The following is a 26296-nucleotide window of genomic DNA, read 5'->3' as shown; positions in this document are numbered from 1 at the left end:
AGCAGGTTATGCGCTATTGGATATGTGTATGTAAAGAATACGATAAGGATTGGCAAGAGGAATATGGTGCGATATGGGAATGGTGGAAACACGGTGCCAATGGTGATAGAAGCGGGAAGCATACCGCTTGCTTTGAGCAAATGAGAGAGGGCGATAAAGTGCTATGCTATGAAACGACTACACATAGCTTCACGGCAGTGCTTGAAGTCAGCGAAAAGTTTGAGAATAATAGCAAAATGAAACTTACTTTTAAGCAAAAAACTAAAGTACCCCTAGATAGCATTACAAAAGACGAACATTATCAAAAGATTCTTGCTTCTAATGCTGATAAATACTCACCTTTTACTGCGAATAAAAGCAATTTATTCTATGGGACATTTTTCGCCACAACAAAAGAACAATTTGAGTATATTTGCTCACTAGCACAATGCAATGAATAATTTTTTCTCTACCATTGCAAAATTTGCTTGGTAGAGATTCTGTAAATAAAATCTTTACTGCATTATTGTGAGCAAGTTTAAACTTAGCTTTTGTCATTGCGAAGCCTTTGTAAAAGGCTGTGGCAATCCATAATGTAGAATCTCCCTTAAGAGATTCCATTGCAAAACCTTATGATATGCAAGATTATAGATTGCTTCGTCCTTGCAGTCCTCGCAATGAGGCAGTAGATAGCTTTCGTCCTTGCAAGATTCTTTTATCTGAATTGCTCCGCTTGTGCTTGCAAGGAGAGAGTGGGCTATCCTCACTCAAGCCCTAACGCAATACACTCAATCTCTACTAAAGCACCTTTGGGCAATGCTTTCACCGCTACCGTGCTTCGAGCGGGTTTATGCTCTCCGAAAAACTCCGCATAGATTGCATTCACAAGCGCGAAATCGTCCATATTGCTTAAAAAAATCGTAGTCTTTACAACATTTTGCAAACTGCTTCCACCTGCTTTTAAAACCTCGCTAAGATTGCTAAGCACTTGCCTCGTCTGCGCCTCAATCCCCTCAACCAATGCTCCCTGCGGAGTCAATCCAATTTGCCCTGAAGTATAAATCACTCCCTTTGCCTCTATTGCTTGGGAATAAGGACCAATGGCTTGGGGTGCATTTTGTGTCGTAATAATGTCCAACATTTTGGGAATCTCCTTTACTTTATCTTTTAAATGTTATAAAATTATAGCCAAATTAATTATAAGGAAAATTGATGAAATCTCTTTTTAGACTTCTACTTGCGACTTTCTGTATCGGCACTTTTGCTAATGCGGACAACTTCGTGCAAACCACCCCACCCCCTGTTGAACCTAAAGTCATCGTCAAAGTCCCCCCGCTCACGCCCTTTGACGCAACCTTGCAAGAAGAAATGCGCAAATATCCGCAGGATTCTATGTTTTTTGTAGATGGCAAAACAGGCAAGATTCTCTCTGTCAATAAAACCCCAAGCGTAAAATCTAGCGGAAAAAATCCGGGCAAATTTTATCCAAGAGATGCAAAAGAAACAAAACAACCTAACGAAATCGTGCCCTACCAAATACAAGAAGAACGTATGGATTTACTATAAGGTGAAACAATGATAGAAGTTGAATTTTTAGGACCGCTTGGCAATAAAACCTTTCAAAGTCAAGCAAAGGATTTTTACGCATTAAAACAAGAATTACAAGCGATTCCAGAATTACAAGATTGGTTAAAAGACTGCGCCATTGCTTTAAACAACGAAATCGTTAGCTCGCTAGATACCCCTATCAAAAACGGCGATAAGATTGTGTTGTTGCCTCCTGTTTGTGGTGGATAAATGCAAAGCCAAGTCAATGGATTAGAAATTTTTGAGGGTGCATTGGATACCCTTGCGATTTACAAAAATTGGTTTGAGCTTGGAGCGCAGGCTAATTTAGGTGCAAATGCGGTTTTTACAGGGATTGTACGTGCAGAAAATGACTGCGATGGCTTGAGCTTTGATATTTATCCGCCCTTACTAGAGCAATGGTTTTTAGGTTGGGCAAAAAAAGCACTTGCGAAAGAAGTTTTGCTCAAAATGGCGCATTCTAGGGGCGATGTTTTGAATCATCAAAGCTCTTATATGGCAGGGATTTTTAGCCCCAAACGGCGCGCGACTTTAGAAATATTTGAGGAATTTATTGAGGATTTCAAGCATCGCGCACCCATTTGGAAGTATGATTTGAAAAATGGGCAAAGAATTTATGCCAAAGAACGTAGTTACCGCCTGCCACATAGTGGAATCTTAAACTAAAAAGAATAAATAATGAAAGCCATTGCATTTACAGGCAATTCCAATAGTGGCAAAACGACTTTGATTGAAAAAATCGCACTACACCTTAAAGCACATTCTCCACAAAAACGCATTGGTATTATCAAACACGACCCAAAGGACAAAGCCATTTTGGACACTGCGGGTAAGGATTCTGCGCGTTTTTTTGAAACAGGAGCTGACATTGCGATACTTGGGGCGACACAAACGACTTTAAGATTCCACCAATCTTTAAGCCTTGAATCTCTCTTGACACACTTCAAAGCATACGATTATTTATTCGTTGAGGGGCTCAAAGAACTACCATTACCTAGAATCTGTGTAGCAAGAAATACATTTGATACGCGTTTCTTGCCTTACATTCAAGCCATCGCAGTAGATTCCACTATCAATAAAGAATCGCTCGCCTCTTATAATCTGCCAATTTTGGATTTAAATGAAATTCGGCAGATTTTAGAATGGATTGACACAAATATCAAGGAATCTTAACAATGGATAAAAAACAAGCAAAAATCGGTATTTTGACGCTATCGGATAGAGCAAGCGCCGGTATTTATGAGGACATTTCAGGCAAAGCAATCTATGAAACCCTAGAGGAATACTTGACGACGCCCTTTATATGTGTTTATCGGGTGATTGCCGATGACTTTGAGGCAATCAAACAGAATCTAATACAACTTGCGGACGAGGAGCAATGCGATTTGATTGTAACCACAGGGGGCACAGGACCAGCACCGCGCGATGTTACGCCCGAAGCAACAGAGGCAGTATGCCACAAAATGCTTCCGGGATTTGGTGAGCTTATGCGTCAAACAAGCTTGAAATATGTTCCAACCGCTATTCTCTCGCGTCAAAGTGCTGGAATCCGCAACCAAAGCCTAATTGTCAATCTTCCGGGCAAACCAAAGTCTATTCGCGAATGTTTAGATGCTGTATTTCCTGCGATTCCTTATTGTCTAGATTTGATTGGCGCAAGCTATTTAGAGACAAACGAAAATATTATCAAGGCTTTTCGTCCAAAATCTTAAAATTTGCAACTATTCTTTTATGTTAGAGGGATTAGTATCGTAAGTTGTTATTAGGGGGATTTGTAATATAAAATCATACAATAAGATTCGCTAGGAATCTTATTGTCCAAACTTAAACAAGCTCAATAAGAGCCATTGGAGCAGCATCACCTACTCTTGTTCTTGTTTTAATGATTCTTGTATAACCACCATTTTTATTAGCATATTTTGGTGCAATTTCTTTCACTAGCTTTTTCACAGAATCTTTATGTTGCAAATGAGAAAAAGTTAAGCGATGCGCCATAGAATCACCCTTTTTTGCTTTCGTGATTAATTTTTCAAAATAACTTTGCAATTCTTTTGCTTTTGGAAGTGTTGTTTCAATTTTCTCACTTACAATTAGGGCGATTGAAAGATTCTTTAACAAAGCCTTTCTATGAGAGCTCGTTCGCCCTAGCTTCCTATATCCATGTCCATGTCTCATTTGTTATCCTTTTTAGTTAGAAAATTTTTTCTTAAGTAGCGCAACCAAATCTTCTGGGATTTCTTTACCGATAGGATAACCCAATTCATCTAATTTTGTGGTAATCTCATCTAAAGATTTTTTGCCTAGATTCTTAATGTTTTTGATTTGGTCTTCACTAAGAAGCACGAGTTCGCCTAGATATTTAATGCCTGACCTATCCAAGCAATTAAAACATCGCGCACTAAAATTCAAACTATCAATAGTTTGCAACAATGTCTTAATTTCTGGACGTTCTTCATCTCCATTCATCATTTCTGGCACTTCAATATTTAATTCTGTATTAAAGATAGCCATTTGTTTGTGCATAACGCCTAAAGCATTTTTAAAGGCTGTCAATGGATCTACTTGTCCATCTGTTTGAATATCAAAAATTACCTTTTCATAATTAGGGTCATCTTCTACAAGCATATTTTCAGTATTGTAAGTTACATTGGTAACAGGAGTGAAGTAAGCGTCAAGCGGCATAAAACCCTCTGACACTTGATTGCGAATTTCTTCACTTGGTACATAACCAATTCCTCTACAAATCACGATAGAGAAGTTTAACACCGCATCTTCATTGATAGTTGCCAAATGGATATTAGGGGTAACAACCTCTACCATATCATTTGCCAAATCTGCACCCGTAATAACCTTTGGACCTGTAAATTTATAATCTACACTAATGCTTTCACTCTCATCTCTACCTTTGAAACGAATCGTTTTAAGATTCACGATGAAATGAGAAACATCTTCTACCATACCACGCACAGAATCAAACTCGTGTGCTACGCCAACAATTTTTAAAGCAATAGGAGCAAACCCAACCGAACTTCCAAGTAATAATCTACGCAAAGGGTGCGCTAAAGTAATAGCATATCCAGATTCAAAAGGATATGCCATAATTTGGATTCTGTTTGCGCTAATTTCTTTGACTTCAATTTTCGTTGGAACATGTGGAGAAGTTTTAATACTTTTCATACTAACACCTTCCTACAAATTATTTAGAATACAACTCAACAATGAGCCTTTCTTCAATTGGAATAACTACTTCTTCTCTCTCTGGCAAACGCGTAAATATTCCAAATACTTTCTCTTGATCTACATCTACCCACGGCACGATTCCGGTTTGTTTTGTTAGCTCAATTGCTCTTTGAACTTGTGGATTCTTTTTAGTTTTATCACAAATTTCTACTTTTTGACCCACGCCAACAAGCGCAGAAGGAATATTTAGTTTTTCACCATCTACTAAAATATGTCCATGCACTACAAGTTGTCTTGCAAATCTTCTAGTGGTTGCAAATCCCATTCTATAAACGACATTATCCAATCTTCTTTCAATCAGTTTAATGAGATTTTCCCCTGTATTTCCTTGCAATCTATTCGCTTCAACGAAAGTTGCATGGAATTGTTTTTCGGAGACTCCATACATTACTTTTGCTTTTTGTTTTTCTCGTAATTGAATCCCATATTCTGAAATTTTTCCTCTTCTTTGCCCATGTTGTCCGGGACCATAAGGACGTTTATCCAATGCACTCTTTCCTGCTAGTCTTCTTTCACCTTTTAATGCAAGACTAACACCAAATCTTCTTTCAATTTTCTCTACGGGACCTCTGTATCTAGCCATTGTCTCTCCTTACACTCTTCTTCTTTTTGGCGCACGGCAACCATTGTGTGGCAATGGCGTTACATCTTTAAACCATAAAATCTTAATACCCTCAATGCTTCCTAGACTTTTTACCGCAGTTTCTCTACCGCTACCCGGACCTTGAATCTTGACTCCCAATTCTTTAACACCATGTTCTTTCGCCTTGGCAACTGCGTCTTCCACTGCTTGTTGCGCCGCATAAGGAGTAGATTTTTTACTTCCCTTAAATCCTAATGCACCTGCTGTGCTCCAGCAAATTACATTGCCCATTTCATCTGTGATTGTTACGCTCGTATTGTTAAAAGCAGCCGAAATATGAATGATACCTCTTACAATATTCTTTTTGACAACTCTTTTTTTATTTACATTTCTTTTCGCCATTATTTACTCCTATTTTGATGCACTACCAACGGTTTTTCTTTTGCCTTTACGTGTCCTTGCATTATTTTTCGTTGTTTGACCACGAACAGGCAGACCTTTACGATGTCTAAGACCGCGATAATTTCCTAAATCCATAAGAGCCTTAATATCCATTGTAACTTTTTTGCGCAAATCACCCTCTACGATATGATGAGCCTGAATTTCTTTTGCAATAGAAGAAACTTCATCTTCACCAAGGTCTTGAACCCTTTTGTCATAAGAAATATTGACAGCATTCAAAATATTTCTTGATGTCTTTAAACCGATACCATAAATATAGGTTAAAGCATATTCAATTCTCTTTTTTTTGGGTAAATCAACACCAGCAATTCTCGCCATTATTTTTCCTTTATCCTTGTCTTTGTTTGTGTTTTGGATTCTCGCAAATCACTCGAATCACACCTTTTCTCTTGATAACCTTGCATTTGTCGCACATTTTTTTGACAGAAGGTCTCACTTTCATAACTTACTCCTATTTCAAGGCAAATACCTTTAATACTTTGGAATGTTTTAAATAAATTTATCACTTCCTACCGCAATAGGCATTGAGTTTATAGTCCTCAAAGGCTTCTCCAAAATAACCTAAACGACTATGATTGCAAATGAAAATCATACGATTTTGCCAATTTTAAGCTTGATTTTCGCAATAAAGAGCAGATTATATTTAAATTCTTATTAAAATCTACTTATATCTAAAGGTGATTCTGCCTTTATCCAAACTATAAGGTGTTAATTCTAATTTCACCTTATCACCTTGCAAAATTTTAATGTAGTGCATTCGCATACGTCCTGCAATATGACACAAAATTATGTGCCCATTATCAAGCTCTACACGAAAAGTCGCATTGGGTAAAGCCTCTTTTACGATTCCATCTACTTCAATCACATCATCTTTTGCCACTTTTATTCCTTTTATTCTAAAGACAAAATTTCAGCCTTATTTTTAATGATTGCAACAGTGTGTTCATAATGACTTCCTTTTAATCCATCTACTGAAACTACACTCCAATCATCTTCTAAAATAACAGGCTCACCTTCTTTCTGACAAATCATTGGTTCAATGCAAAAAACCATTCCCTCTTTGATTTTGTCGCCTTGCTTGGCTTTTTTCCCCTCTAAATAATTTGGAATCTCTGGCTCTTCATGGGGCTTTCTACCGATTCCGTGCCCACAAAAACCACGCAAAGGGACATAACCATAATCCAAAATAAATTGCTCTATTAATGCACTCAATTCTTTGAAGTGCATACCCACTTTAATCTGACTAATAGCAAAATACAAAGCATCTTTAGAACACGCAATTAATCGTTGGTCCTCTTGTGAAATATTACCCACACCACAAGTGATTGCGGCATCACCATACCAGCCATTGAGCTGCGTGCCAATATCAAGCCCTACAATATCGCCCTCTTGTAATTTATAATCATTCGGGATTCCGTGGATAATTACTTCATTCACGGAAGTGCAAACCGAGCCACTAAATCCGTAAAGCCCCTTAAAAGATGGAGTTGCTCCACACGAGCGAATCATCTCTTCACCCATTTGGTCTAATTCTTTTAAAGTCATACCCGGCTTGATTTGAGCTTTTAGATGATTCAATGTTTTACCCACGATTCTATTAGCAGCCCTTAAAGCCTCAATTTCAGCAGGCTTCCTAATTGGAATTGACATTATAACCCCACAGCACTAAGCGTTTTATACTTATTCATATAGATTTGAGCTTCAATTTTACGCATTGTATCTACTGCGACTTGCACAACAATCAAAACAGCTGTCCCGCCAAAATAAAATGGCACACCGGAAGCTTTGACCAAAACCCACGGTAAAGTCGCAATGATTGCTAGATATAAAGCACCCCAAAAAGTCAATTTATTAGCAACTTCTGTTAAGAAATTTGCTGTGCCCTCACCCGGACGGATACCGGGGATAAATCCACCTTGACGTTTAAGATTCTCTGAAATATCTTTAGCATTAAATACAATAGAAGCATAAAAATAAGCAAAAAACACTACCAAAATAAACATTAGCACATTGTATAAATAGCCATTAGGATTTAAAAAATCTGCAATTTGCATTACAATGCTATTAGACGAGCTTTGCAAGATTGTGCTTGGAAACATCAGAAGTGCCGATGCGAAAATTGGTGGAATCACTCCGCTTAAGTTCATTTTGATTGGAATATAATTCATAATACGTTTGTCTTGATTTTGCATCACGACTTTACGCGAATAAGAAATAGGAATCCTGCGCTCACCTAGCTCTACAAAGATAATGCTAGCCACGGTCGCCACAATAATCACCGCAATAAACAAGAGGACAAGCCAACTAATCTGATTCGTATTCACAAGATTAAATGTCCCCGCAATTGCGCTAGGGATTCCAGATACAATTCCTCCAAAAATAATCAGACTGATTCCATTCCCGATTCCTCTTTGCGTAATTTGCTCTCCAATCCACATCAAAAGCATTGTTCCACAAAGCATAGAAAAAGCAGAAATGGCGATAAAAACATTCATATCAATCATAATTGCGCCATTAGTTCCTGTGCCCAAACTTCTCAATCCGATAGAAACGCCTACCGCTTGAATCAAAGTAATCGCAACGGTTGTATAGCGAATAATCTGCATATACTTTTGCATTCCATCACGTTCCTTTTTCATTTTACCAAGATTCGGGAAAGTTGAAGCGAGAAGCTCCATAATAATAGAAGCTGTAATGTAGGGCATAATTCCAAGAGAAATGATACTAAGTCGTTCCACAGCGTTACCACTAAACATATTAAACAACCCCAAAGCATTGGAAGCATTGTTGTCAAAAAATGCTTTAATCATAGCAGTATCAACACCCGGAACAGGAACATAAGCTAATACACGATAGGCTAAAAGAAAGCCTAAAGTAATAAGAATCTTATTGACAATTGTTTTGTTCATTATTGTTTTCCGCTTGTCGTGATTCTTTCATCTTTAATTTTTGACGCAAGATTCTTAGCCCCTGTACCAATTAATTTGATTTTAGTAATATAGCTTGGAAACTTATGAACTGATTTAATCGTTTCAAAAGTAATTTCTCCTAATTGCACTATGGCTTTTATGGATTCTACATTAATCACATAGGGCTTTGCAACACGACTTGTAAAACCAACTTTTGGAAGACGTCTTTGCAAAGGTTGTTGTCCACCTTCAAAGCCTCTTTTTTGCTTAGAGCCTGTCCTTGCAGTCTGACCTTTGCCTCCTCTTGTGGAGGTTTTACCCATACCACTTCCTTGCCCTCTTCCGATTCTTTTGATTTTTCTTACACTACCCTTTGCAGGTGCTAAATTTTCTAATGCCATACACTCTCTCCTTATGCTTTAACCTTAGAAAGGGCTTCAATGGTGGCACGCACAACATTGTAAGGATTATTTGAACCTAATGATTTTGTCAAAATATCTTTAATCCCAGCCTTTTCCAATACTGGACGAACTGAACCACCAGCAATAACACCTGTTCCCTCACTAGCAGGCTTCAATAAGACAACACTTGAGTTGTATTTTTCTTGCACATCGTGCGCAATTGTTGTGCCTTTAATATTTACCTTGATAATATTCTTAAACGCATCATCAATGGCTTTTTTAATTGCATCAGGCACTTCCTTTGCCTTGCCAAGTCCAAAACCCACTAAACCTGCTTTATTGCCTACTACAACCAAAGCGTTAAAGCGGAATCTCCTACCCCCTTTAACAACTTTTGTTACACGACCAATATTTACAACATATTCTTCAAACTCTTCTCTATTGATTTCCATATTATCCCCTACAACTTGATTCCATTCTCACGAAGAGAATCAGCAAAACTTGCAACAACACCATGATACAAATAGCCATTTCTATCAAAAAGCACTTCTGCAATATTTGACTTTTTAAGACTATCCGCTAATGCAACAGCAATCTTTTTCACATCTTCTTTGTTATTTTTTAAGCCCATTTTTTTACCATCTACGCTCGCAAGAGTTACGCCTTTAGTATCGTCAATGGCTTGTGCATAAAAATATCTATTGGAGCGAAAAATACTCAATCTAGGAGTAGCAGCACTTCCGAAAACTTTAGCACGGATTCTTAGTTTTCTTTTGAATCTTAAACTTCTTTTTTTTCTAATAATTTTATTTGTCATTATTTATCCTTATTTCTTAGAAGTTTTACCGGCTTTGCGGATAATACGCTCATCAGTATATTTCACACCCTTACCCTTATAAGGTTCTGGCGGTCTAAACTCTCTAATTTCAGCCGCAATTTGTCCAATTTGCTGCTTATCTGAACCTTTAATAGTTACAAGATTCTTATCAACCGAAATTTCAACGCCCTCTGGTATGTCATAGTTAATAGGATGGGAGAATCCGAGTGCAAGCTCTAAAACTTTTCCCTTTACGGCTGCTTTATAACCTACGCCATTAATCTCTAATTGCTTCGTAAAACCTTCTGTCAAACCCACTACAATATTATTTGCTAAAGCCCTATATGTCCCCCAATAAGCTTTAGCCTGTGCATTTTCACCATTGAGTGCAAAAGTCAATTCACCCTCTTTTAATGTAATTCCTACACGTCCATAAGTCTCTAATTCTTTTGTAAGTTTGCCACCCTTAAAAACTATTTTGCTTCCTTCAACGCTTACTTGAATGCTACTTGGAATGCTAATAGGTTTTTTTCCAACTCTTGACATTAAATACTCCTACCAAATACTGCAGAGGGCTTCGCCACCCACATTTGCTTTATAAGCATCTTCATTGGCAATCACGCCTTTACTTGTGCTTACAACAATTGTTCCATAACCATTTTTGAAACGTTTTAATTCATTTCTACCTTTGTAGATACGTCTTCCGGGTTTTGAAATTCGCGTAATTTCATTGATTACAGCATGTCCTTTTTCATCATATTTTAAAACCACATTGATAGATTGTTTTTTATCTTTTTCTATCACTTTAAAACTTTCAATAAATCCTTTTGCTTGAAAAACCTCCAAGATAGATACTACGATTTTAGCATAATACAGGTTTGTAGTATCCAAACGTCTCATACTTGCATTTCGGATTCTTGTCAAAGAATCCGCAATAATATCATTTACCATTTTCTTTCCTTACCAGCTTGCTTTTCTAAGCCCGGGGATTAAGCCTTCATTTCCCATTTTACGAAGACAAACACGACAAATACCAAAATCCCTATAAACAGAATGTGGTCGCCCGCAAATAGAACATCTTGTATATGCTCTCACTTTAAATTTAGGTGCTCTTGCTGCCTTTGCAATCATAGATTTCTTAGCCATTAGTTCTTCCTTTTGCAAAAGGTAAGCCAAAAAGCTCAAGCAACTTAAATGCTTCTTTATCATTTGTGGCTGAAGTTACAAATGTAATATTCATACCATGACTTACCATAATATCATCATAAACTACTTCTGGGAAAATTAATTGCTCATTCACGCCGAAGCTATAATTCCCTCTTCCATCAAACCCATTGCGAGGAACTCCCCTAAAATCTTTTACTCTTGGAAGCGCAATAACAATAAGTTTTTCAAGAAAATTATACATCTGATTGCCTCTTAGGGTAACTTTAACCCCCATTGGCATTCCTTCACGCATTTTAAACCCTGCAACGGATTTTTTAGCAATCGTAATTACCGCCTTTTGTCCTGCAATCAATGAAATGGTATCGGCAATGTTTTGCATAATTTTAGTATCTTTTGCGTGTATGCCTGCCCCAACACTAATCACAATTTTTTCTAATTTTGGCAAAAGCATAGGATTCTTAATCCCTAATTCCTCTGCCAACTTTGGTTTAATTTCATTTTTGTAGGCAGTTTTTAAAGCAAACATAGATTAGTCCTCCGCTTTTTTAACATTTGAAATGTGAATTGGCATTTCTTTATCAATAAAACCACCTTTAGGATTCTTATCCGTTGGTTTTACAGCTTTTTTTGCAATTTTGCAACCCTCTACAATGACTTGAGAAGTTTTAGGCAATACTCGCAAAACTTTAGCTTTCTTCCCTTTATCTTCTTTATCACCTGTGATGATTTCTACTAAATCACCTTTTTTAATTTTAAATTTCGCCATTATAATACCTCCGGTGCTAAGGATACGATTTTCATAAAATTAGCATAACGAATTTCTCTTCCAACAGGTCCAAAAATGCGCGTTCCGATAGGGTCTCTCTTACTATCTAGGATTACTGCGGCATTATCGTCAAAGCGAATCAAAGCACCATCTTCGCGATGCAATTCTTTTTTGGTTCGGACAACGACTGCTTTCACAACTTGACCCTTTTTTACTTTTCCGCTTGGAAGTGCTTTTTTAACAGAAGCAACAATAACATCACCCACTGTGGCATAACGTCTTTTGCTTCCACCCAAAACTTTGATGCACATTACTTCCTTTGCACCACTATTATCTGCAACATTTAATCGTGTAAAACTTTGAATCATAATTCAACTCCCACAGATACAACTTTATGAAGTGTGAAAGCTTTTCTTTTAGAAATTGGCTTACATTCAATCGCTTCAATCACATCTCCTACCTTTACGCTATTTTTTTCATCATGCACAATGTAGCGTTTAAACCTTTTTACAATTTTTCTATATTTTGGGTGTGTAACGCGCCTTTCTACTAGAATCGTTACACTTTTATCGCCAGTTTTTGTAACAACTTTCCCAGCAATAACTCTTTTATGTGGCTGCACATTACTCATACTTGCATCCTCCTTTTGACATTCAGAGCTGTTTTGATTCTCGCAATATCTTTTTTAGCAACTCTTATTTCACTTGAATTTGTAAGCTGCATTGTTCTTAGCTTCAAATTTAGCTCAAATAAAAGTGTTTCTTTTTCTTTTAGAAGAGTGTTTAGCTCTTCCATTGTTTTTGTGTTAATCTCAGTATATTTCATTTTCGCCCTCTCTTGTTACAATTTTTGTTTTAAAAGGGAGTTTGCTTTGAGCTAGTGCCAATGCACTTCTTGCGAGAGATTCATCTACACTACCCATTTCATAAATGATTCTGCCGGGTTTGATATTCATAACCCATTTATCCACACCCCCTTTACCTTTACCCATTCTCGTTTCAAGAGGTTTAGCGGTTAATGGCTTATCTGGAAAAACGCGAATCCAAACCATTCCTGTTCTTTTGGTCGCACGTGTCATCGCAATACGCGCTGCTTCAATTTGACGCGAATCAATTCTTCCATGCTCTATTGCTTTAATCCCAAATTCACCAAATGCCAATGAAGTTCCGCGAAACGCTTTACCACGATTGCGCCCTTTCATTTGTTTTCTATATTTTGTTCTTTTCGGCATTAACATTGTTTATTGCCCCCTTCTCTTTCTTGCTGGGCGGGTTGATTTCTCTTCACCCTCTTCATTTTGTTTTTCTGCTTGGATTCCTTTTTGTAAAACTTCACCTTTAAAAATCCAAACTTTTACACCAATATTCCCATAAGTTGTTAAAGCTTCTGCAAAACCATAATCAATCTTCGCTCTTAAGGTATGAAGTGGGATTCTACCCTCCATATACCATTCGGTTCTTGCCATTTCAGCTCCCGCTAAACGACCAGAAACACGAACCTTGATTCCTTTTGCTCCTGATTTCATTGCACTTTGCATTACCTTTTTCATCGCTCGTCTAAAAGCCACGCGTCTTTCTAGTTGTGTGGCAACACTTTCGGCAGATAATTGCGCATTGCTTTGCGGTTTTTTCACCTCTTTGATATTGATAAAAATATCTTTATTGACAATTTTTTTCAAAGATTCTTTCAATTTTTCAACATCTGCACCCTTTTTACCTATAATGATACCGGGACGCGCAGCGACAACTGTTACACGAACTTTTTTAGCAGTGCGTTCAACCAAAATATCACTCACGCCCGCATAATAAAGTTCTTTCTTTAAAAATTTTCTAATTTTATGGTCTTCCGCTATATTTTGTGGCGCACTAGCAAATGAGGGAAACCACCTTGATTCCCAATTTCTATTAATACCAAGTCTTAGACCAATCGGATTAACTTTTTGACCCATTACTTATCCTTACTTTTTTGTGCTACTTCTACAAAAATATGTGAAGTAGGTTTTCTAACCGGAGTTGCTCTCCCTCTTGCTCTTGGCGTAAAGCGTCTAAGCACAGGACCAGCATCTACTCTACAAGAAGAGACAATTACATTTTCAGCCTCATAACCACCATTTGCAACCGCTGATGCAATTACTTTAGAGATGATTCTTGCCGCTTTATTTGGCATAAATTCTAACGAAGCAATTGCTAATTCAGCATTCATTCCTTGAATTTCTTTTGCAATCAATCTTGCTTTTGTGGGAGATAAACGAATGTATCTCAATAATGCCTTACTCATTTTGACTCCCCTTATTTACCAATTTTCTTTTGGACACTGCCCTTGTGCCCTTTGAAAGTTCTTGTAGGAGCAAATTCACCCAACTTATAGCCGACATGATTTTCTGTTACATAGACAGGAACGAAAGCTCTTCCATTATGTACATTAAAAGTAAATCCAATCATATCGGGCACAATTGTACTTCTGCGCGACCATGTTTTGATTGGTTTATTATCTTTTGCCTCTTTTGCCTTGAGCACCTTTTTCATTAAATGTTCATCAACAAAAGGACCTTTTTTTATTGATCTAGCCATTTGCTTTCCTTATTTTTTTCTTCTTGAAATAATCAGCTTATCGCTTGCTTTCTTTCTACGTGTTTTATAACCTTTAGCCGGCATACCCCATGGAGAAACAGGATGTCCGCTAGAACCTGTCTTACCTTCACCACCACCGTGTGGGTGATCTACTGGGTTCATTGCCGCACCTCTTGTTTGCGGACGAACTCCCAAATAACGATTACGTCCTGCCTTACCAATAGAAATATTCGCAAAATCTTCGTTTCCAACTGTTCCAATTGTCGCCATACATTCACCTAAAATATAGCGCATTTCACCACTTGGCATTCGTAAAATAGAATATTTGCCTTCTCTACCCATCAACTGCGCACTAGCCCCTGCACTTCTCGCAAGCTGTCCTCCACGTCCGGGATACATTTCAATGTTATGAATCACTGTTCCGATAGGAATATTTTTGATTTTCATTGCATAACCCAAACGAATATCCAATCCGCCCTCTGCGGAAACAATAGTATCTCCCACATTTAAGCCGCTGGGTTGAATGATATATCTTTTGTCGCCATCTTTGTAAGTTATCAGTGCGATTCTACAATTTCTATAAGGATCGTATTCAATCGCACTCACTTTGCCTTCAATATTGTATTTATTGCGTTTAAAATCAATAATACGATAAAGCTTTTTCGCCCCGCCCTCTTTATGTCGGCTTGTGATTCTACCATTATTATTGCGTCCTGCATGCACAGGAAGCTTAATCAATAACTTTCTTACACTAGCTTTTGCAGTAATATTTTCTGAACTTAAATTGCTCATAAATCTTCTGCTTGGAGTGTATGGTTTATAAGTTTTAATTGCCATTTTTTACTCCTTATACTGCCAATGATTCAATTTTTGCGCCCTCTGGAAGTTTGACATAAAACTTCTTGAAGTCGTTTCTTTTACCAATAACGCCACGGAATCGCTTAACTTTTCCTTCTTGTCTCAAAGAATTAATAGACAAAGGTGTTACACCAAAGTATTCTTTAAACACTTCTTTTAATTGTGTTTTACTCAATTTAGGAGAAGTTTGCACTACAAGAACACTCTGCTCTTGGAGTTTTAAAGACTTCTCTGTATACATAATGGATTTAATATCTGTAATACTTGCCATCTCAACCCTCTTTAGTGATAGATTCAAAAAGCGATTTTTCAATCACTACAGACCTAAATGTTGCTACTAAATAAGCATTTAATTCAGCACCATCAATCAAATAACAATCTTTAATATTTCTAAATGCTAAAAATGTTTTTTCATCAAATAAATCAGCAACAAAAAGCGTGTTTCTTTGATTCAAAGCTTTAAATAATGCACAAGCATCTTTTGTTTTGCCGCTCTCTACTTGAATCTTATCCACAACAAACAAACTATTTGCATTTGCTTTTTCCAATAAAGCGTATTGCAATGCGAGTTTCTTTTGTTTTTTATTTACTTTTAGATTATAGTTTCTATTGTTGCTTGGTCCGTGTGAAACACCACCGCCCACAAAAACAGGTGAAGTAATGCTTCCTGCTCTCGCTCTACCGCCACCTTTTTGACTCCAAGGTTTTTTGCCACCACCGCTAACCTTACCACGTGTTTTTGCCATTGCATTATTAGCACGCAATGACGCTAAAAATGATTTAATGTATAGGTAAAGATTATGCGAATTAATGTCTTTATAACGCTCTGGTAATTGCGCTTCACCCGCTTTTTTCAAATCCTTATCTAAAATAATTGCTTTACTCATTTCACAACCTTTAACTTGCCAAATGCCCCGTTAAATCCCGGCACTGAACCTTTTAAAACAAGCACATTGTGTTCTTTATCAAAAGAGATAATTTCATTTTGCACTGTTACTTTTTCATTGCCATAATGTCCCGACATTTTCTTGCCCGGCTGAACTCGTCCTGGCCACTCACGATTCCCAATAGAACCAGGTGCTCTATGGAATCTACTACCGTGCGCACCCGGACCACCTTGAAAATTCCATCGTTTCATTACACCACTAAAACCGCGTCCTTTTGTATTAAAAGAAACTTTGGCTCTCTTTGCGCTCTCTAAAACAGATAAATCCAAATCACCTGCTACTGCATTGCTTACTTCAAGTGTCGCAAACTTATTATATTCTTTACCAAGATTATATTTCTTTTGCTGACCTGCGATAGATTTATTTACGCTTTTGCCTTGATGATAAGCAATGAGTGCTTTACCATTTTCTAAAACTTCACAAATCTTTGCAGATTTGACTTTTAGCAAGGTTACAGGAATACTTGGCTTGGCAACAGTTCTGCTCATTCCAATTTTTTCTACTAAAAATTCCATTTATACCCCTTATTTACCCATTGAACGGACTTCTACATCCACTTCTGGTGCCATATCTAATTTTGTTAGGCTATCCACAGTCTCTGGAGTTGCCGAAACAATATCAATGATTCTTGTATGCACTCTAATTTCAAATTGCTCTCTTGAATCTTTATTGATATGGGGAGATTTTAAGACGGTATAACGTCTCTTTTTGGTCGGAAGCGGAATAGGACCACGAATCTCTGCACCTGTCCTTTTCACAGCTTCCACGATTGAAATAACCGATCTGTCAAGAACACGATGATCATATGCTTTTAACTTAAGTCTAATTTTTTCCATTTATTTTTCCTTCAAAGAACTCATCTAGCATTCAACGATTGCAGATGTATATTTTGGAAGCCGAGATTATACTAAACATTCCTAATTTTTAGCAATAATTTTGATAATATTTTTGTGTATTTTTATATTTTATTTCCTTTTAAAAAGGATATATTTCTTCATATTTGTAATTTTCATTAAGAACATATACATTCTAATCCCCGCAAGACTTCATCAAAAATAAAGCAGATTCGTTCCCACAAAGCCCTTTAGGGCTGTGATAATCTATCTTTTTACACACAAAAGGATTCTGCTATCGTGTCATTGCGAGAATGTATAACATTCGTGGCAATCCATAATATAGAATCGCTCTTGTTAAGATTCTATTGTTAAAACTAAACTATGCAAGATTATGGATTGCCACGAAAAACTAAAGCTTTTTCTCGCAAAGACAAGTAACAAATCCTATTAACAACGATAAGAAGTTTTGCTCTTGCATAAATGACATAAAAAACATTCGGCACATTTGGGATTCATTGCCTTGCAAATATATCTCCCAAAAAGTACCATTGCTTGATGCAGTGTCGCGAGATTATCCTTGTAGGCTTTCGTCAAATCCTCTTCCGTGGCAATTGGTGTGCTAGCACTACTCAAGCCCAAGCGATGAGACACGCGAAACACGTGTGTATCCACGGCGATAAAGTTTGCCTCTTTGGATTCTATGAGCACAACATTGGCTGTTTTTTGCCCCACTCCGGGCAAGGATTTCAATGCTTCACGTTCTAGTGGAATCTCTCCACAAAATCGCTCGCAGACTTCCTTTGCCATTGCCTTGAGATTCTTTGCTTTGTTGTTAAAAAAACTACAAGTTTTAATGCACTCTTGAATCTCCTCTAAAGGTGCATTTTGTAAGTCTTGTGGCGTAGGATATTTTGCAAAAAGTGTGGGCGTAATAAGATTCACGCGCTTATCTGTGCATTGGGCTGATAGCATCACCGCGATCAAGAGCTCAAAATCATTACGATAATTTAATTCCGTCTTGGCATCTTTGTAATGTTCTAAAAACAAAGTCTTAATCTGCGCAATTTCTTCTTTAGTAGCTTTTTTAGGTTTTTTAGAATCTTGATTAGATTTTAGATTCGACATTTTTATCCTTAAATATTAATTAAAAATTTCAAAAGGCGAAGTAACGACACGTTTTAAAACATTAAAAGGCGAAAAAAGAAAATCTTGCACTGCTTGTGTATGCACTTGCGGATTCTCCAATGTGCCATCTACTTTAAAAGCTGTTGAAATTGTCCCATTCTTGCCCAACAAAATATAATTCACCAATGGGATTTTATTAATAATTCCACTCAATGCTTTTGCAGTGATTAATTCTGCATTAAAATCAATTGCTTGGGATTCTATTTGCATAATTCCACGTCCTTTTATATCTATACTTGAGCCTCTTAAATCCAATGATTCAATAGCCAAAAACTCATCATTCAAACCAAAATTCACGACACCTTCATTCACATAATAGCCCTCTTGATTAAATCCGGGCGATTTAAAGCTTAGCAAAGAAGGAATCGTATCAATAAAAGCCATAATATTTTGCAAAATTTTCAATTCAGTCAAAGAGGCATTCAATAAGGTGATTTTACCAATCAAGACACCCTTTTCATTTGTATTTGCATTGATAAAAAAACGTCCCTTATGCACACCTTGCTTTTGAATGATTGTATTGACAAACTCATCTCCAAACTCTCTTGCGTCCAAAGTAATAGAATCCCCACGTATATAGAGGTCAGCTTGTCCGTTTTTATGCTTTAAGTCTGCTTTAATTTCCCCATTTGTCATAGTAATCTTAAAAACATCTCCCAAAATAATGCGATTCTTAATAAACAAATTAGAATCTTTCCCCTCTACAAGAATTGTAGATGCGTTATCGGTGTTCTCATTAGAAAAATACTCCAAATCTAAACCCAAATTAATATTTTTCAAATTGACTTTTTTAATCTCCCCACGACTTTGCAAAACAAAAGATCCATCTTTAGAGCGCAAAGTAAACCCCTCTGGAGTATAGTCAAAAGTTAAGTCTATGGTTTCAATAGGCGTATTGTCTTGCTTATTTCGCAGAATCTCTTGCCCTGTATGCAAAGAAATATCTGCGGAATAATTTTCAAAATTCTGCGTATTAATTTGCATTTTTCCCTCTTTGACTTTATAATCCTGCAAAATCTTAGAAAATGATAAGATTGTACCTACATTCTCAAAATTAAATGTATAGTCTTGCCCAAAAACCGCATTAAAGGCGAAAGTCGGCAAGGTAAAAACAATCTTCTCACTCTTGCTAAAATCCACATTAAAAGGCAAAGATTGGTTAGCAATTTGCAAAACTTCAGGGGCACTCTTAGAAAGCAAGAGCGAATGCACGAGCAAATCCCCACTGATGGATTTGCTTTGCGTATCAATGATAAAATTAGAATCACATTTAAGTAACTCTTGATAACGAGTATTGTGGGATTCTACTTTTACAAGATAGTTATCCAATTGGACATTTAAAGAATCTGAAATCAAAGGAACACCATTTAGCAAAACCTCAATATCTTTCGCTTTAAAGATTCCTTTCGTTGTCAAATCCAATGTATCCAAATCTACACCAATATATAAATCTGCTGCAATTTTCGCATTAGGCGCATGTAGGGGTAAAACAATCTCATAAGCTTCCAATAGTTTGAGAATTGCAGAATCCAAAGCGGTATTTGCCTTGACATTAATTTGCAAGAATGGATTATTACTCGTAATATCTTTTAAAACCACATAACTTCCGCTTGCATAATGTCCTTGATAAGTCGGATTGAGTGGGTGAAACGCCAAAGAATCATTTTGAAACACCAACTTCACCGATTCCGCGTGAGCTGGGGGAAGATTGGGGTGAAAAATCACCTCTGCATTATGCGCCTCTCCTAACACATATAAAGAGGCAATCGCATCTTCTATCATCTTTTTGCTTTTTAGCGGTATTGTGATTCCAAATTCATCAATACGCGCAGATTCTACACTATAATTATCAAAAATCCATTCTCTAACAAGTTTATTTTCAATTTCAGGCAACAAGTCTTGCAAGAATTTAATATCCACAAAAGTATCACTAGAGCCCTTTATGACAATATTTTTCAAATCACTTGATAATTTCAAATGGAGGCGTATATACGAATAATAACTGCTGCGATTAACGAAGCTCAAATCTCCCTCTATTTGCACATTTTGATGACGCAAATCATATTCTCCATTTCCTTGATAATAGATTCCATAAGATTTAATGTAGAAATCTTGAATTTGGATAAGAACTTTAGAGGCATTTTCTTTTAAATTTATTTTGGCATAAATCTCGGGCAAGTTTAAAGTAAAATGCTCACCATCATAATGCAGACTTGCTTGATAGTCTTGAAAATCAATGCGTTGAATGTCAATTTTTTGAAAATATTGTAAAATGAAGTGAATATTTTTAGCATAAAGAATCTGTGTATTAATATTAAAATCATTAGAATGAGCGGATTCTATTTTATTTAGATTCAAAGAATCTATTTCTAAAATGAGTTTTTTATCTAATCTTAGATAAAATCCTTGGATTTGTGTTCCGGCTAGCCCAAAGTGCTCAATCCTAATCCCACGATATAAAAAGGCGTGAAGAATAATGAATATTCCGATAAAAAAGACAAAGAATAAAGTAATTTTAAATGTTTTCGTAGATGGTTTTTTCATTTTGCTCATTGTTTTATGTTTCTATTTGCAAATTCCGATGAATTCAAGTCGAGTGGTTTATATTCCCAAAGGTGGAACAAGTGAAATTATAACATACTTAAAGCAAAATAACTTTGACCTTTTAAACATTGATAAGCAAATAATACGCTTTTTTGGCTATCCACAAAGTGGTTGGCTAAATATTGGATACACGCGTCTTAGCAAAGGAGATTTTCTCTATGCGCTCGCCAATGCAAAAGCAGCATTAGAAGAAATCACCTTGATTCCGGGTGAAACTCTATACTTTTTTATCAAAGACATTAGTCGGCAACTCAATTTAAACGAGGAGGCTCTGCACCTAGCTTACGCAAATTATGCACCGATGATTGAGGGAGTCATTCTAGCAAACACTTATAAAGTGCCCAAAGGCATTAGTGAAAAACATTTAATGTATTATTTGGTAAATACTTCATTAAAAGAGCACGAAAAATGGGCAATTAAATTTTTAGGACAATACGACCAAAACCAATGGTTTAGATATATCATCATCGCTTCCATTATTCAAAAAGAATCGGCAAATGAAGAAGAAATGCCCCTTGTTTCTGCGGTGATTCGGAATCGTTTAGAGAAAAAAATGCGCTTACAAATGGATGGTGCTTTAAACTATGGACAATATTCTCATACTAAAGTTACTCCCGAAATGATACGAAATGATACAACTGGTTACAACACTTATCGCTACAATGGAATCCCTAAAGCACCTGTTGGGAGTGTTAGCTTTAAGGCAATCCAAGCAGCAATATTTCCCGCAAATGTTGATTATCTTTACTTTGTGAGAAACAAAAATGGTGTCCATTCTTTTACAAAAAACTATGATGAACATTTAAAAAATTTTTCAAAATAAGAAAAAGCGTGCATAAAAACTCAAAATATAAGATTAATTTAAGAAAAAATACTTAAAAATACTTTTGAATAAGTCAAACAAAAAGTTAAATAAAACTTTGCTTTTTATGTAGTCATTCTTGAATGAATGGATTACAAAAGTTGTTGTCAAGATTATTTTAAGGAAAAATTATGGAAAGAGTTAAAAAAGTTGGAATCATTGGTGCGGGCAATGTAGGCTCTACTCTGGCTTACATTCTCTCTGCTACGACACCTTATGAAATTGTCTTACAAGACAAAGACAAAGACAGAGCAAGAGGAATGTTACTTGATATGTTTCAAGCCTCTTGTGTGGGCACAAAATTTACTAAACTTGGAGTGATTGCATCTCCTAAAGATTTAAAAGGCTGTGATGTCATCGTGATTGCCGCAGGCTCACCACGTCTGCCGGGCATGAGTCGTGATGACTTGCTTTTTGCAAATGCTAAAGTCATTAGCGAAATTGCCCAAAATATCAAAGAAAATTCACCAGAAGCTATCGTAGTGTTGATTACGAATCCCCTAGATGCTATGGTATATACTGCTTTAAAAGAGACAGGATTCAATCCAAAACAAATTATGGGAATGGCAGGAGTGCTAGATAGCGCAAGAATGGTGAGCTTCATTTATGAAAAACTACAATGCGCTCCAGGTCAGATTATGGCACCCGTTATGGGAGGTCACGGAGATGATATGGTGCCTCTTGCACGTTTTTCTATGGTTAATGGCGTGCCGCTTTCTGAACTCTTAAACCAAGAAGAAATAGAAGAAATTGTACAACGCACAAGAAATGCCGGGGCTGAAATTGTGAATTGCCTTAAAAAGGGTTCTGCTTATTTTGCACCTGCAAGAGCGGCAGCAGAAATGGTAAGAGCAATTATGAGTGATAGCCACAAGATTTTGCCTTGTTCTGTATTGTTACAGGGAGAATATGGCTATCACGATGTCGTGGGAGGTGTCCCCGTAGAGCTTGGAATCCACGGAATTGAACGCATTGTAGAGTTAAAATTAAATGCAGAAGAAAAAGCACAATTTGAACGCTCTATTAATTCCGTTAAGAGTTTGATTGAAGCACTAAAAAAAGATTATTTTTAAATCTATTTCAAGGAGGCAGACATTATAAAAACTTTATTACAGATTGCAGTTACACGAAATAGGTTTAAAATTTAGAAAATTAAGGAGTTCAAAATGGGATTATTACAAGCCCCCAATAACACACCGGTTTGGGTAAATGAAAATCGTTGCAAAGCATGTGATTTGTGCGTCTCTGTATGCCCAACAGGCACACTCGCAATGCGTTTAGACGAACACAAAGTTTTAGGTAAAATGGTAGAAGTGCTTCACCCAGAAAGCTGTATTGGCTGTCAAGAATGTGAGTTGCATTGCCCTGATTTTGCTATTGCAGTCGCTGATAGAAAAGAATTTAAATTTGCAAAATTGACAGAAGAAGCAAAACAAAGAGCACAAGCCATTAAAGAAAATGGCTATATGGCTGTATCATAAGGGAGTAAGAGATGAGTAGAGAATTAATTTCAAGCGGAAACGAGTTAGTCGCACACGCAGCGATTGATGCGGGCTGCAAGTTTTTTGGTGGTTACCCCATCACACCTTCTAGTGAAGTAGCACACGAAATGAGTGTATTGCTTCCACGAGAAAATGGAAATTTTATCCAAATGGAAGATGAGATTGCCGGAATTTCAGTTGCATTAGGTGCTTCTATGAGTGGTGTTAAAGCTATGACTGCAACTTCAGGACCGGGAATTTCGCTCAAATCCGAGCAAATTGGGCTTAGCTTTATGGCTGAAATCCCCCTTGTCATCGTCAATGTTATGCGCGGCGGACCATCTACGGGACTTCCAACACGTGTTGCACAAGGTGATGTCGCACAAGTAGCACACCCAACACACGGAGATTTTCAATCCATTGCTTTATGCCCGGGTAGCCTAGAAGAAGCTTACACAGAAACTTGTCGTGCGTTTAATTTGGCAGAAAAATTTATGACACCTGTCTTCTTACTCTTGGATGAAACTTTAGGACATATGCACGGCAAAGCCATTGTTCCGGATTTGAATGAGATACAAGGCAAAATTATCAATCGCCGCAAATTTAGTGGAGATAAAAATTCTTATAAACCCTACGATGTGTCACAAGATGAACCTGCGATTCTTAATCCATTCTTTCAAGGCTATCGCTACCATATTACAGGGCTTCATCACGGACCAACAGGTTTCCCAACAGAAGACGCTGTGCTTTCTCAAAAATTAATTGATAGACTTTTTAATAAAATTTTGAGCAAGAAACAAGAAATCGTAACCTATGAGGAATACAAGTTAGAAGATGCCGAGGTTTTGTTAATTGCTTATGGCTCAACTTCAAGAAGCGCAAAAGAAGCGGTGGATAGGCTAAGAGAAGAAGGCAAAAAAGTTGGTTTATTTAGACCTATTACGCTTTGGCCCTCACCTGCTGAAGAACTTGCAAAATTGGGTAAAAAATTCAACAAAATTCTAGTTGCAGAACTCAATAAAGGACAATATGTCAAAGAAGTAGAACTCGCGATGAAAAAAGAAGTGGCACTACTTGCAAAAGCAAATGGTCGTCCTCTCTCTCCACTAGAAATTATAAGTAAAATTAAGGAGTTGTAAAATGGCATTTAACTATGATGAATACTTAAGAGTTGATAAAATGCCAACACTTTGGTGTTGGGGTTGTGGCGATGGTGTGATTCTAAAATCAATTGTACGTGCAATTGATAAATTAGGTTGGAATATGGACGATGTTTGCCTTGTAAGTGGAATCGGTTGTAGCGGACGTGTTTCTTCTTATGTGAATTGCAATACCGTCCACACTACACACGGAAGGACACTTGCCTATGCAACAGGTATCAAACTTGCCAATCCTAACAAAAAAGTAATCGTGGTAGGTGGTGATGGTGATGGTTTGGCAATTGGAGGAAATCATACGATTCACGCTTGCAGAAGAAATATTGATATTAATTATGTCTTGATTAATAATTTTATTTACGGCTTAACCAATTCCCAAACCTCACCCACTACGCCTAGAGGAATGTGGACTGTAACGGCACAATATGGCAATATAGACCCAGAATTTGACCCTTGTAAGCTTGCCACGGCAGCGGGAGCTAGCTTTGTCGCTAGAGAATCTGTGCTAGACCCTAAAAAACTAGAAAAAGTCTTGGTGGAGGGATTCTCAAATGAAGGTTTTAGCTTCTTTGATATTTTTAGCAACTGCCATGTCAATTTAGGTAGAAAAAACAAAATGGGGGAAGCGGTTGATACTCTAAAATGGATTGAAAGTCGCATTATTTCTAAGAAAAAATACGATGAGTTGAGTGAGGAAGAAAGAGTGGGCAAATATCCAACAGGAATCCTGCACCACGATACTAGCAAAATAGAATACTGCAAAGCCTACAAACAAGTGCAAGAAAAAGCGCAAGCAAAAAAAGGAGGTGCAAAATGAGAAAACAACTCCGTTTTACAGGTGTCGGTGGGCAAGGTGTTTTATTAGCAGGCGAAATCCTTGCAGAAGCGCAAATCAAAACAGGTGGCTATGGCGTCAAAGCAGCGACTTACACTTCCCAAGTGCGTGGCGGACCAACAAAAGTAGATATTCTACTAGATGAAAATGAAATTTTGTATCCCTATGCTAATGATGGTGAGGTAGAATATATGCTTTCTACCGCACAAGTAAGCTATGACCAATTTAAAGGCGGCTTGAAAGAAGGTGCAATTATCGTGGTAGAGCCGAATCTTGTAACACCTAGTGCAGAGGACAAAAAGAAATTTAAAATTTATCCGATTCCAATCATCACTATCGCTAAAAATGAAGTCGGTAATGTCGTAACGCAATCTGTTGTTGCTTTGGCAGTAACTGTAACCCTTACCCAATGTGTCAATCGTGATTTGGTTTATGATACAATGATTAGCAAAGTGCCTGCAAAGGTTGTAGAACTCAATAAAAAAGCTTTTGAACTTGGCGAAAAATATGCTAAAGAGGCATTGACAAAGGGTTCTCTATAATTTTAATAGCTCGCAAGGACAAGTTAGTATGCCCTTGTGAGATTCCGTAAGGAATCGTGGCAATCTATAACTTTTTATCTTATTATTGTATATTGGTTGGTTGCCAAAATGACAGATTGCTTCGCTTTGCTTGCAACGACAAACCAATCTTATTTTTCTTCTCCCTAAACTTTCTTTTAAGTCTAAGCACTTCAAAGAAATAGAATCTTAAAATACCTCCTTTATACCAATCTTTATCCGCTTGCATTAAGGCAACTCCGAGTTTATAAGTCAAGCATTCCTTTTCTTTTAACGCCTCTTTATAGTCTGGATAAGATTCTAGTTTGGGAAGTTTTAAGCTAGGATTCTTTTTAACTTTTGCTTCATATTCTAAAATCTCTTTTTTATGGGATTCTTTAATATAAGATAGCACATAGGGCATTCTAATATATCCTAAGAGACTTTTAGAGTTTAGAATCAATGCTTGCCCTAGCTTATAGGCTAGATGATTGTGGATTCTGTCTTTGGC

General features: G+C 37.0%; 45 protein-coding genes and 1 pseudogene. 12 read left to right on the top strand and 34 right to left on the bottom strand.

The window, feature by feature from the left end; translation table 11 throughout:
- Positions 1-8: 8 nt before the first annotated feature.
- Positions 9-440: an EVE domain-containing protein gene (locus HDT10_RS02980; RefSeq protein ID WP_290879832.1), complete on the top strand. Its 432-nt coding sequence runs from the start codon at positions 9-11 to the stop codon at positions 438-440.
- A gap of 93 nt (positions 441-533) precedes the next feature.
- Here HDT10_RS02980 and HDT10_RS02975 read toward each other — a convergent pair whose 3' ends face one another.
- Positions 534-746, bottom strand: a complete 213-nt coding sequence (locus HDT10_RS02975; RefSeq protein ID WP_290879829.1) for a hypothetical protein — start codon at positions 744-746, stop codon at positions 534-536.
- The gene (locus tag HDT10_RS02970) at positions 743-1120 is read right to left on the bottom strand and encodes a RidA family protein (RefSeq protein ID WP_290879827.1); all 378 of its coding nucleotides are present in this window, start codon (positions 1118-1120) and stop codon (positions 743-745) included. The genes HDT10_RS02975 and HDT10_RS02970 overlap by 4 nt, the downstream gene beginning before the upstream one ends.
- A 71-nt stretch (positions 1121-1191) precedes the next feature.
- Here HDT10_RS02970 and HDT10_RS02965 point away from each other — a divergent pair, with 71 nt between their 5' ends.
- From HDT10_RS02965 to mog, 5 genes are read left to right on the top strand one after another with little or no spacing between them, the layout of a single operon-like run.
- Positions 1192-1545, top strand: a complete 354-nt coding sequence (locus HDT10_RS02965) for a hypothetical protein (RefSeq protein WP_290879824.1) — start codon at positions 1192-1194, stop codon at positions 1543-1545.
- A gap of 9 nt (positions 1546-1554) precedes the next feature.
- The gene (locus HDT10_RS02960) at positions 1555-1776 is read left to right on the top strand and encodes a MoaD/ThiS family protein (protein WP_290879821.1); all 222 of its coding nucleotides are present in this window, start codon (positions 1555-1557) and stop codon (positions 1774-1776) included.
- Positions 1777-2232, top strand: a complete 456-nt coding sequence (locus tag HDT10_RS02955; RefSeq protein WP_290879818.1) for a molybdenum cofactor biosynthesis protein MoaE — start codon at positions 1777-1779, stop codon at positions 2230-2232. It abuts the gene before it with no gap.
- 12 nt (positions 2233-2244) lie between these two features.
- Positions 2245-2739 (top strand): molybdopterin-guanine dinucleotide biosynthesis protein B, encoded by a 495-nt coding sequence (mobB, locus tag HDT10_RS02950; protein WP_290879815.1) that lies wholly within the window; start codon positions 2245-2247, stop codon positions 2737-2739.
- A gap of 2 nt (positions 2740-2741) precedes the next feature.
- On the top strand, positions 2742-3278 hold the full coding sequence (gene mog, locus HDT10_RS02945; protein WP_290879812.1) for a molybdopterin adenylyltransferase: 537 nt from the start codon (positions 2742-2744) through the stop codon (positions 3276-3278).
- A gap of 112 nt (positions 3279-3390) precedes the next feature.
- On the opposite strand, the gene rplQ is transcribed toward mog, so the two are convergent.
- The 31 genes from rplQ to HDT10_RS02790 form a co-directional block, all read right to left on the bottom strand.
- Positions 3391-3741 (bottom strand): 50S ribosomal protein L17, encoded by a 351-nt coding sequence (rplQ, locus tag HDT10_RS02940; protein WP_290879809.1) that lies wholly within the window; start codon positions 3739-3741, stop codon positions 3391-3393.
- Between the two features lie 12 nt (positions 3742-3753).
- Complete coding sequence (locus tag HDT10_RS02935; protein WP_290879807.1) at positions 3754-4743, bottom strand: DNA-directed RNA polymerase subunit alpha; 990 nt, start codon at positions 4741-4743, stop codon at positions 3754-3756.
- Positions 4744-4762: 19 nt separating this feature from the next.
- Positions 4763-5389: a 30S ribosomal protein S4 gene (gene rpsD, locus HDT10_RS02930; RefSeq protein WP_290879804.1), complete on the bottom strand. Its 627-nt coding sequence runs from the start codon at positions 5387-5389 to the stop codon at positions 4763-4765.
- A gap of 9 nt (positions 5390-5398) precedes the next feature.
- Complete coding sequence (gene rpsK, locus HDT10_RS02925) at positions 5399-5791, bottom strand: 30S ribosomal protein S11 (protein WP_290879802.1); 393 nt, start codon at positions 5789-5791, stop codon at positions 5399-5401.
- A 9-nt stretch (positions 5792-5800) separates the two neighbouring features.
- On the bottom strand, positions 5801-6169 hold the full coding sequence (rpsM, locus tag HDT10_RS02920) for a 30S ribosomal protein S13 (protein ID WP_290879800.1): 369 nt from the start codon (positions 6167-6169) through the stop codon (positions 5801-5803).
- Positions 6170-6179: 10 nt separating this feature from the next.
- A complete protein-coding gene (rpmJ, locus tag HDT10_RS02915; protein WP_005022299.1) occupies positions 6180-6293 on the bottom strand; it encodes a 50S ribosomal protein L36 in 114 nt (37 codons plus the stop codon).
- Between the two features lie 219 nt (positions 6294-6512).
- Entirely contained in the window at positions 6513-6731 is a 219-nt protein-coding gene (gene infA / locus HDT10_RS02910) for a translation initiation factor IF-1 (RefSeq protein ID WP_290879781.1), read from the bottom strand.
- Positions 6732-6742: 11 nt separating this feature from the next.
- Positions 6743-7501: a type I methionyl aminopeptidase gene (gene map / locus HDT10_RS02905; protein WP_290879780.1), complete on the bottom strand. Its 759-nt coding sequence runs from the start codon at positions 7499-7501 to the stop codon at positions 6743-6745.
- A complete protein-coding gene (gene secY, locus HDT10_RS02900) occupies positions 7501-8760 on the bottom strand; it encodes a preprotein translocase subunit SecY (protein ID WP_290879779.1) in 1260 nt (419 codons plus the stop codon). Before secY ends, map begins: the two co-directional genes overlap by 1 nt.
- Positions 8760-9161, bottom strand: a complete 402-nt coding sequence (gene rplO, locus HDT10_RS02895) for a 50S ribosomal protein L15 (protein ID WP_290879777.1) — start codon at positions 9159-9161, stop codon at positions 8760-8762. Before rplO ends, secY begins: the two co-directional genes overlap by 1 nt.
- An 11-nt stretch (positions 9162-9172) precedes the next feature.
- Positions 9173-9613 (bottom strand): 30S ribosomal protein S5, encoded by a 441-nt coding sequence (rpsE, locus tag HDT10_RS02890; protein WP_026943282.1) that lies wholly within the window; start codon positions 9611-9613, stop codon positions 9173-9175.
- An 8-nt stretch (positions 9614-9621) separates the two neighbouring features.
- The gene (rplR, locus tag HDT10_RS02885; RefSeq protein ID WP_290879775.1) at positions 9622-9978 is read right to left on the bottom strand and encodes a 50S ribosomal protein L18; all 357 of its coding nucleotides are present in this window, start codon (positions 9976-9978) and stop codon (positions 9622-9624) included.
- A 9-nt stretch (positions 9979-9987) separates the two neighbouring features.
- The gene (gene rplF / locus HDT10_RS02880) at positions 9988-10524 is read right to left on the bottom strand and encodes a 50S ribosomal protein L6 (RefSeq protein WP_290879773.1); all 537 of its coding nucleotides are present in this window, start codon (positions 10522-10524) and stop codon (positions 9988-9990) included.
- A gap of 9 nt (positions 10525-10533) precedes the next feature.
- Positions 10534-10929, bottom strand: coding sequence for a 30S ribosomal protein S8 (gene rpsH, locus HDT10_RS02875; RefSeq protein WP_290879771.1), 396 nt, complete (start codon positions 10927-10929; stop codon positions 10534-10536).
- A 9-nt stretch (positions 10930-10938) separates the two neighbouring features.
- The gene (locus tag HDT10_RS02870; protein WP_115551083.1) at positions 10939-11124 is read right to left on the bottom strand and encodes a type Z 30S ribosomal protein S14; all 186 of its coding nucleotides are present in this window, start codon (positions 11122-11124) and stop codon (positions 10939-10941) included.
- Positions 11117-11671 (bottom strand): 50S ribosomal protein L5, encoded by a 555-nt coding sequence (rplE, locus tag HDT10_RS02865; protein WP_290879766.1) that lies wholly within the window; start codon positions 11669-11671, stop codon positions 11117-11119. The genes HDT10_RS02870 and rplE overlap by 8 nt, the downstream gene beginning before the upstream one ends.
- 3 nt (positions 11672-11674) lie before the next feature.
- Positions 11675-11911: a 50S ribosomal protein L24 gene (gene rplX, locus HDT10_RS02860; RefSeq protein ID WP_290879765.1), complete on the bottom strand. Its 237-nt coding sequence runs from the start codon at positions 11909-11911 to the stop codon at positions 11675-11677.
- Positions 11911-12279, bottom strand: coding sequence for a 50S ribosomal protein L14 (rplN, locus tag HDT10_RS02855; RefSeq protein WP_026943275.1), 369 nt, complete (start codon positions 12277-12279; stop codon positions 11911-11913). The genes rplX and rplN overlap by 1 nt, the downstream gene beginning before the upstream one ends.
- Positions 12276-12542 carry a 30S ribosomal protein S17 gene (rpsQ, locus tag HDT10_RS02850; RefSeq protein WP_290879761.1) on the bottom strand — a complete coding sequence of 89 codons (267 nt, stop codon included), beginning with the start codon at positions 12540-12542 and terminating at the stop codon, positions 12276-12278. The genes rplN and rpsQ overlap by 4 nt, the downstream gene beginning before the upstream one ends.
- On the bottom strand, positions 12539-12736 hold the full coding sequence (gene rpmC / locus HDT10_RS02845) for a 50S ribosomal protein L29 (protein WP_290879758.1): 198 nt from the start codon (positions 12734-12736) through the stop codon (positions 12539-12541). The genes rpsQ and rpmC overlap by 4 nt, the downstream gene beginning before the upstream one ends.
- Entirely contained in the window at positions 12723-13148 is a 426-nt protein-coding gene (gene rplP / locus HDT10_RS02840; protein ID WP_290879756.1) for a 50S ribosomal protein L16, read from the bottom strand. Before rplP ends, rpmC begins: the two co-directional genes overlap by 14 nt.
- 3 nt (positions 13149-13151) lie before the next feature.
- A complete protein-coding gene (gene rpsC / locus HDT10_RS02835; protein WP_290879754.1) occupies positions 13152-13859 on the bottom strand; it encodes a 30S ribosomal protein S3 in 708 nt (235 codons plus the stop codon).
- Positions 13859-14188, bottom strand: a complete 330-nt coding sequence (gene rplV / locus HDT10_RS02830; RefSeq protein ID WP_290879752.1) for a 50S ribosomal protein L22 — start codon at positions 14186-14188, stop codon at positions 13859-13861. Before rplV ends, rpsC begins: the two co-directional genes overlap by 1 nt.
- A gap of 11 nt (positions 14189-14199) precedes the next feature.
- Positions 14200-14481: a 30S ribosomal protein S19 gene (rpsS, locus tag HDT10_RS02825; protein ID WP_115551091.1), complete on the bottom strand. Its 282-nt coding sequence runs from the start codon at positions 14479-14481 to the stop codon at positions 14200-14202.
- Positions 14482-14490: 9 nt separating this feature from the next.
- Positions 14491-15318 carry a 50S ribosomal protein L2 gene (gene rplB / locus HDT10_RS02820; protein ID WP_290879748.1) on the bottom strand — a complete coding sequence of 276 codons (828 nt, stop codon included), beginning with the start codon at positions 15316-15318 and terminating at the stop codon, positions 14491-14493.
- A 10-nt stretch (positions 15319-15328) separates the two neighbouring features.
- The gene (locus HDT10_RS02815) at positions 15329-15610 is read right to left on the bottom strand and encodes a 50S ribosomal protein L23 (protein WP_006801862.1); all 282 of its coding nucleotides are present in this window, start codon (positions 15608-15610) and stop codon (positions 15329-15331) included.
- A gap of 1 nt (position 15611) precedes the next feature.
- A complete protein-coding gene (gene rplD, locus HDT10_RS02810; RefSeq protein WP_290879737.1) occupies positions 15612-16226 on the bottom strand; it encodes a 50S ribosomal protein L4 in 615 nt (204 codons plus the stop codon).
- Entirely contained in the window at positions 16223-16801 is a 579-nt protein-coding gene (gene rplC, locus HDT10_RS02805) for a 50S ribosomal protein L3 (protein WP_290879735.1), read from the bottom strand. The genes rplD and rplC overlap by 4 nt, the downstream gene beginning before the upstream one ends.
- Positions 16802-16810: 9 nt before the next feature.
- On the bottom strand, positions 16811-17122 hold the full coding sequence (gene rpsJ / locus HDT10_RS02800) for a 30S ribosomal protein S10 (protein WP_115551095.1): 312 nt from the start codon (positions 17120-17122) through the stop codon (positions 16811-16813).
- A 447-nt stretch (positions 17123-17569) separates the two neighbouring features.
- Positions 17570-18247, bottom strand: coding sequence for an endonuclease III (nth, locus tag HDT10_RS02795; RefSeq protein WP_290879729.1), 678 nt, complete (start codon positions 18245-18247; stop codon positions 17570-17572).
- Between the two features lie 15 nt (positions 18248-18262).
- Positions 18263-20851, bottom strand: a complete 2589-nt coding sequence (locus HDT10_RS02790) for an AsmA-like C-terminal domain-containing protein (RefSeq protein WP_290879726.1) — start codon at positions 20849-20851, stop codon at positions 18263-18265.
- Between HDT10_RS02790 and mltG the strand changes: the two genes are divergently transcribed.
- The 6 genes from mltG to HDT10_RS02760 all read left to right on the top strand — a co-directional run bounded on the left by mltG (position 20784) and on the right by HDT10_RS02760 (position 25788).
- Positions 20784-21734 carry an endolytic transglycosylase MltG gene (gene mltG, locus HDT10_RS02785; protein ID WP_290879724.1) on the top strand — a complete coding sequence of 317 codons (951 nt, stop codon included), beginning with the start codon at positions 20784-20786 and terminating at the stop codon, positions 21732-21734. The two genes, HDT10_RS02790 and mltG, sit on opposite strands and share 68 nt — an antisense overlap.
- A 170-nt stretch (positions 21735-21904) precedes the next feature.
- Positions 21905-22846 carry a malate dehydrogenase gene (locus tag HDT10_RS02780; RefSeq protein ID WP_290879721.1) on the top strand — a complete coding sequence of 314 codons (942 nt, stop codon included), beginning with the start codon at positions 21905-21907 and terminating at the stop codon, positions 22844-22846.
- Between the two features lie 93 nt (positions 22847-22939).
- Positions 22940-23254: a 4Fe-4S binding protein gene (locus HDT10_RS02775; RefSeq protein ID WP_290879718.1), complete on the top strand. Its 315-nt coding sequence runs from the start codon at positions 22940-22942 to the stop codon at positions 23252-23254.
- Between the two features lie 11 nt (positions 23255-23265).
- Complete coding sequence (locus HDT10_RS02770; protein WP_290879716.1) at positions 23266-24393, top strand: 2-oxoglutarate synthase subunit alpha; 1128 nt, start codon at positions 23266-23268, stop codon at positions 24391-24393.
- A 1-nt stretch (position 24394) separates the two neighbouring features.
- A complete protein-coding gene (locus HDT10_RS02765) occupies positions 24395-25228 on the top strand; it encodes a 2-oxoglutarate ferredoxin oxidoreductase subunit beta (protein WP_290879713.1) in 834 nt (277 codons plus the stop codon).
- Positions 25225-25788 (top strand): 2-oxoacid:acceptor oxidoreductase family protein, encoded by a 564-nt coding sequence (locus HDT10_RS02760; protein WP_290879711.1) that lies wholly within the window; start codon positions 25225-25227, stop codon positions 25786-25788. The genes HDT10_RS02765 and HDT10_RS02760 overlap by 4 nt, the downstream gene beginning before the upstream one ends.
- Before the next feature lie 82 nt (positions 25789-25870).
- Here the strand turns inward: HDT10_RS02760 and HDT10_RS02755 are convergent.
- Positions 25871-26296, bottom strand: a pseudogene (locus tag HDT10_RS02755) (hypothetical protein); the annotation flags it as partial.

Source organism: Helicobacter sp. (assembly GCF_014799995.1).
Lineage (GTDB): Bacteria > Campylobacterota > Campylobacteria > Campylobacterales > Helicobacteraceae > Helicobacter_D.
The sequence above is the reverse complement of the archived record's forward strand: the minus strand, read 5'-3'. Positions and strand labels throughout refer to the sequence as shown.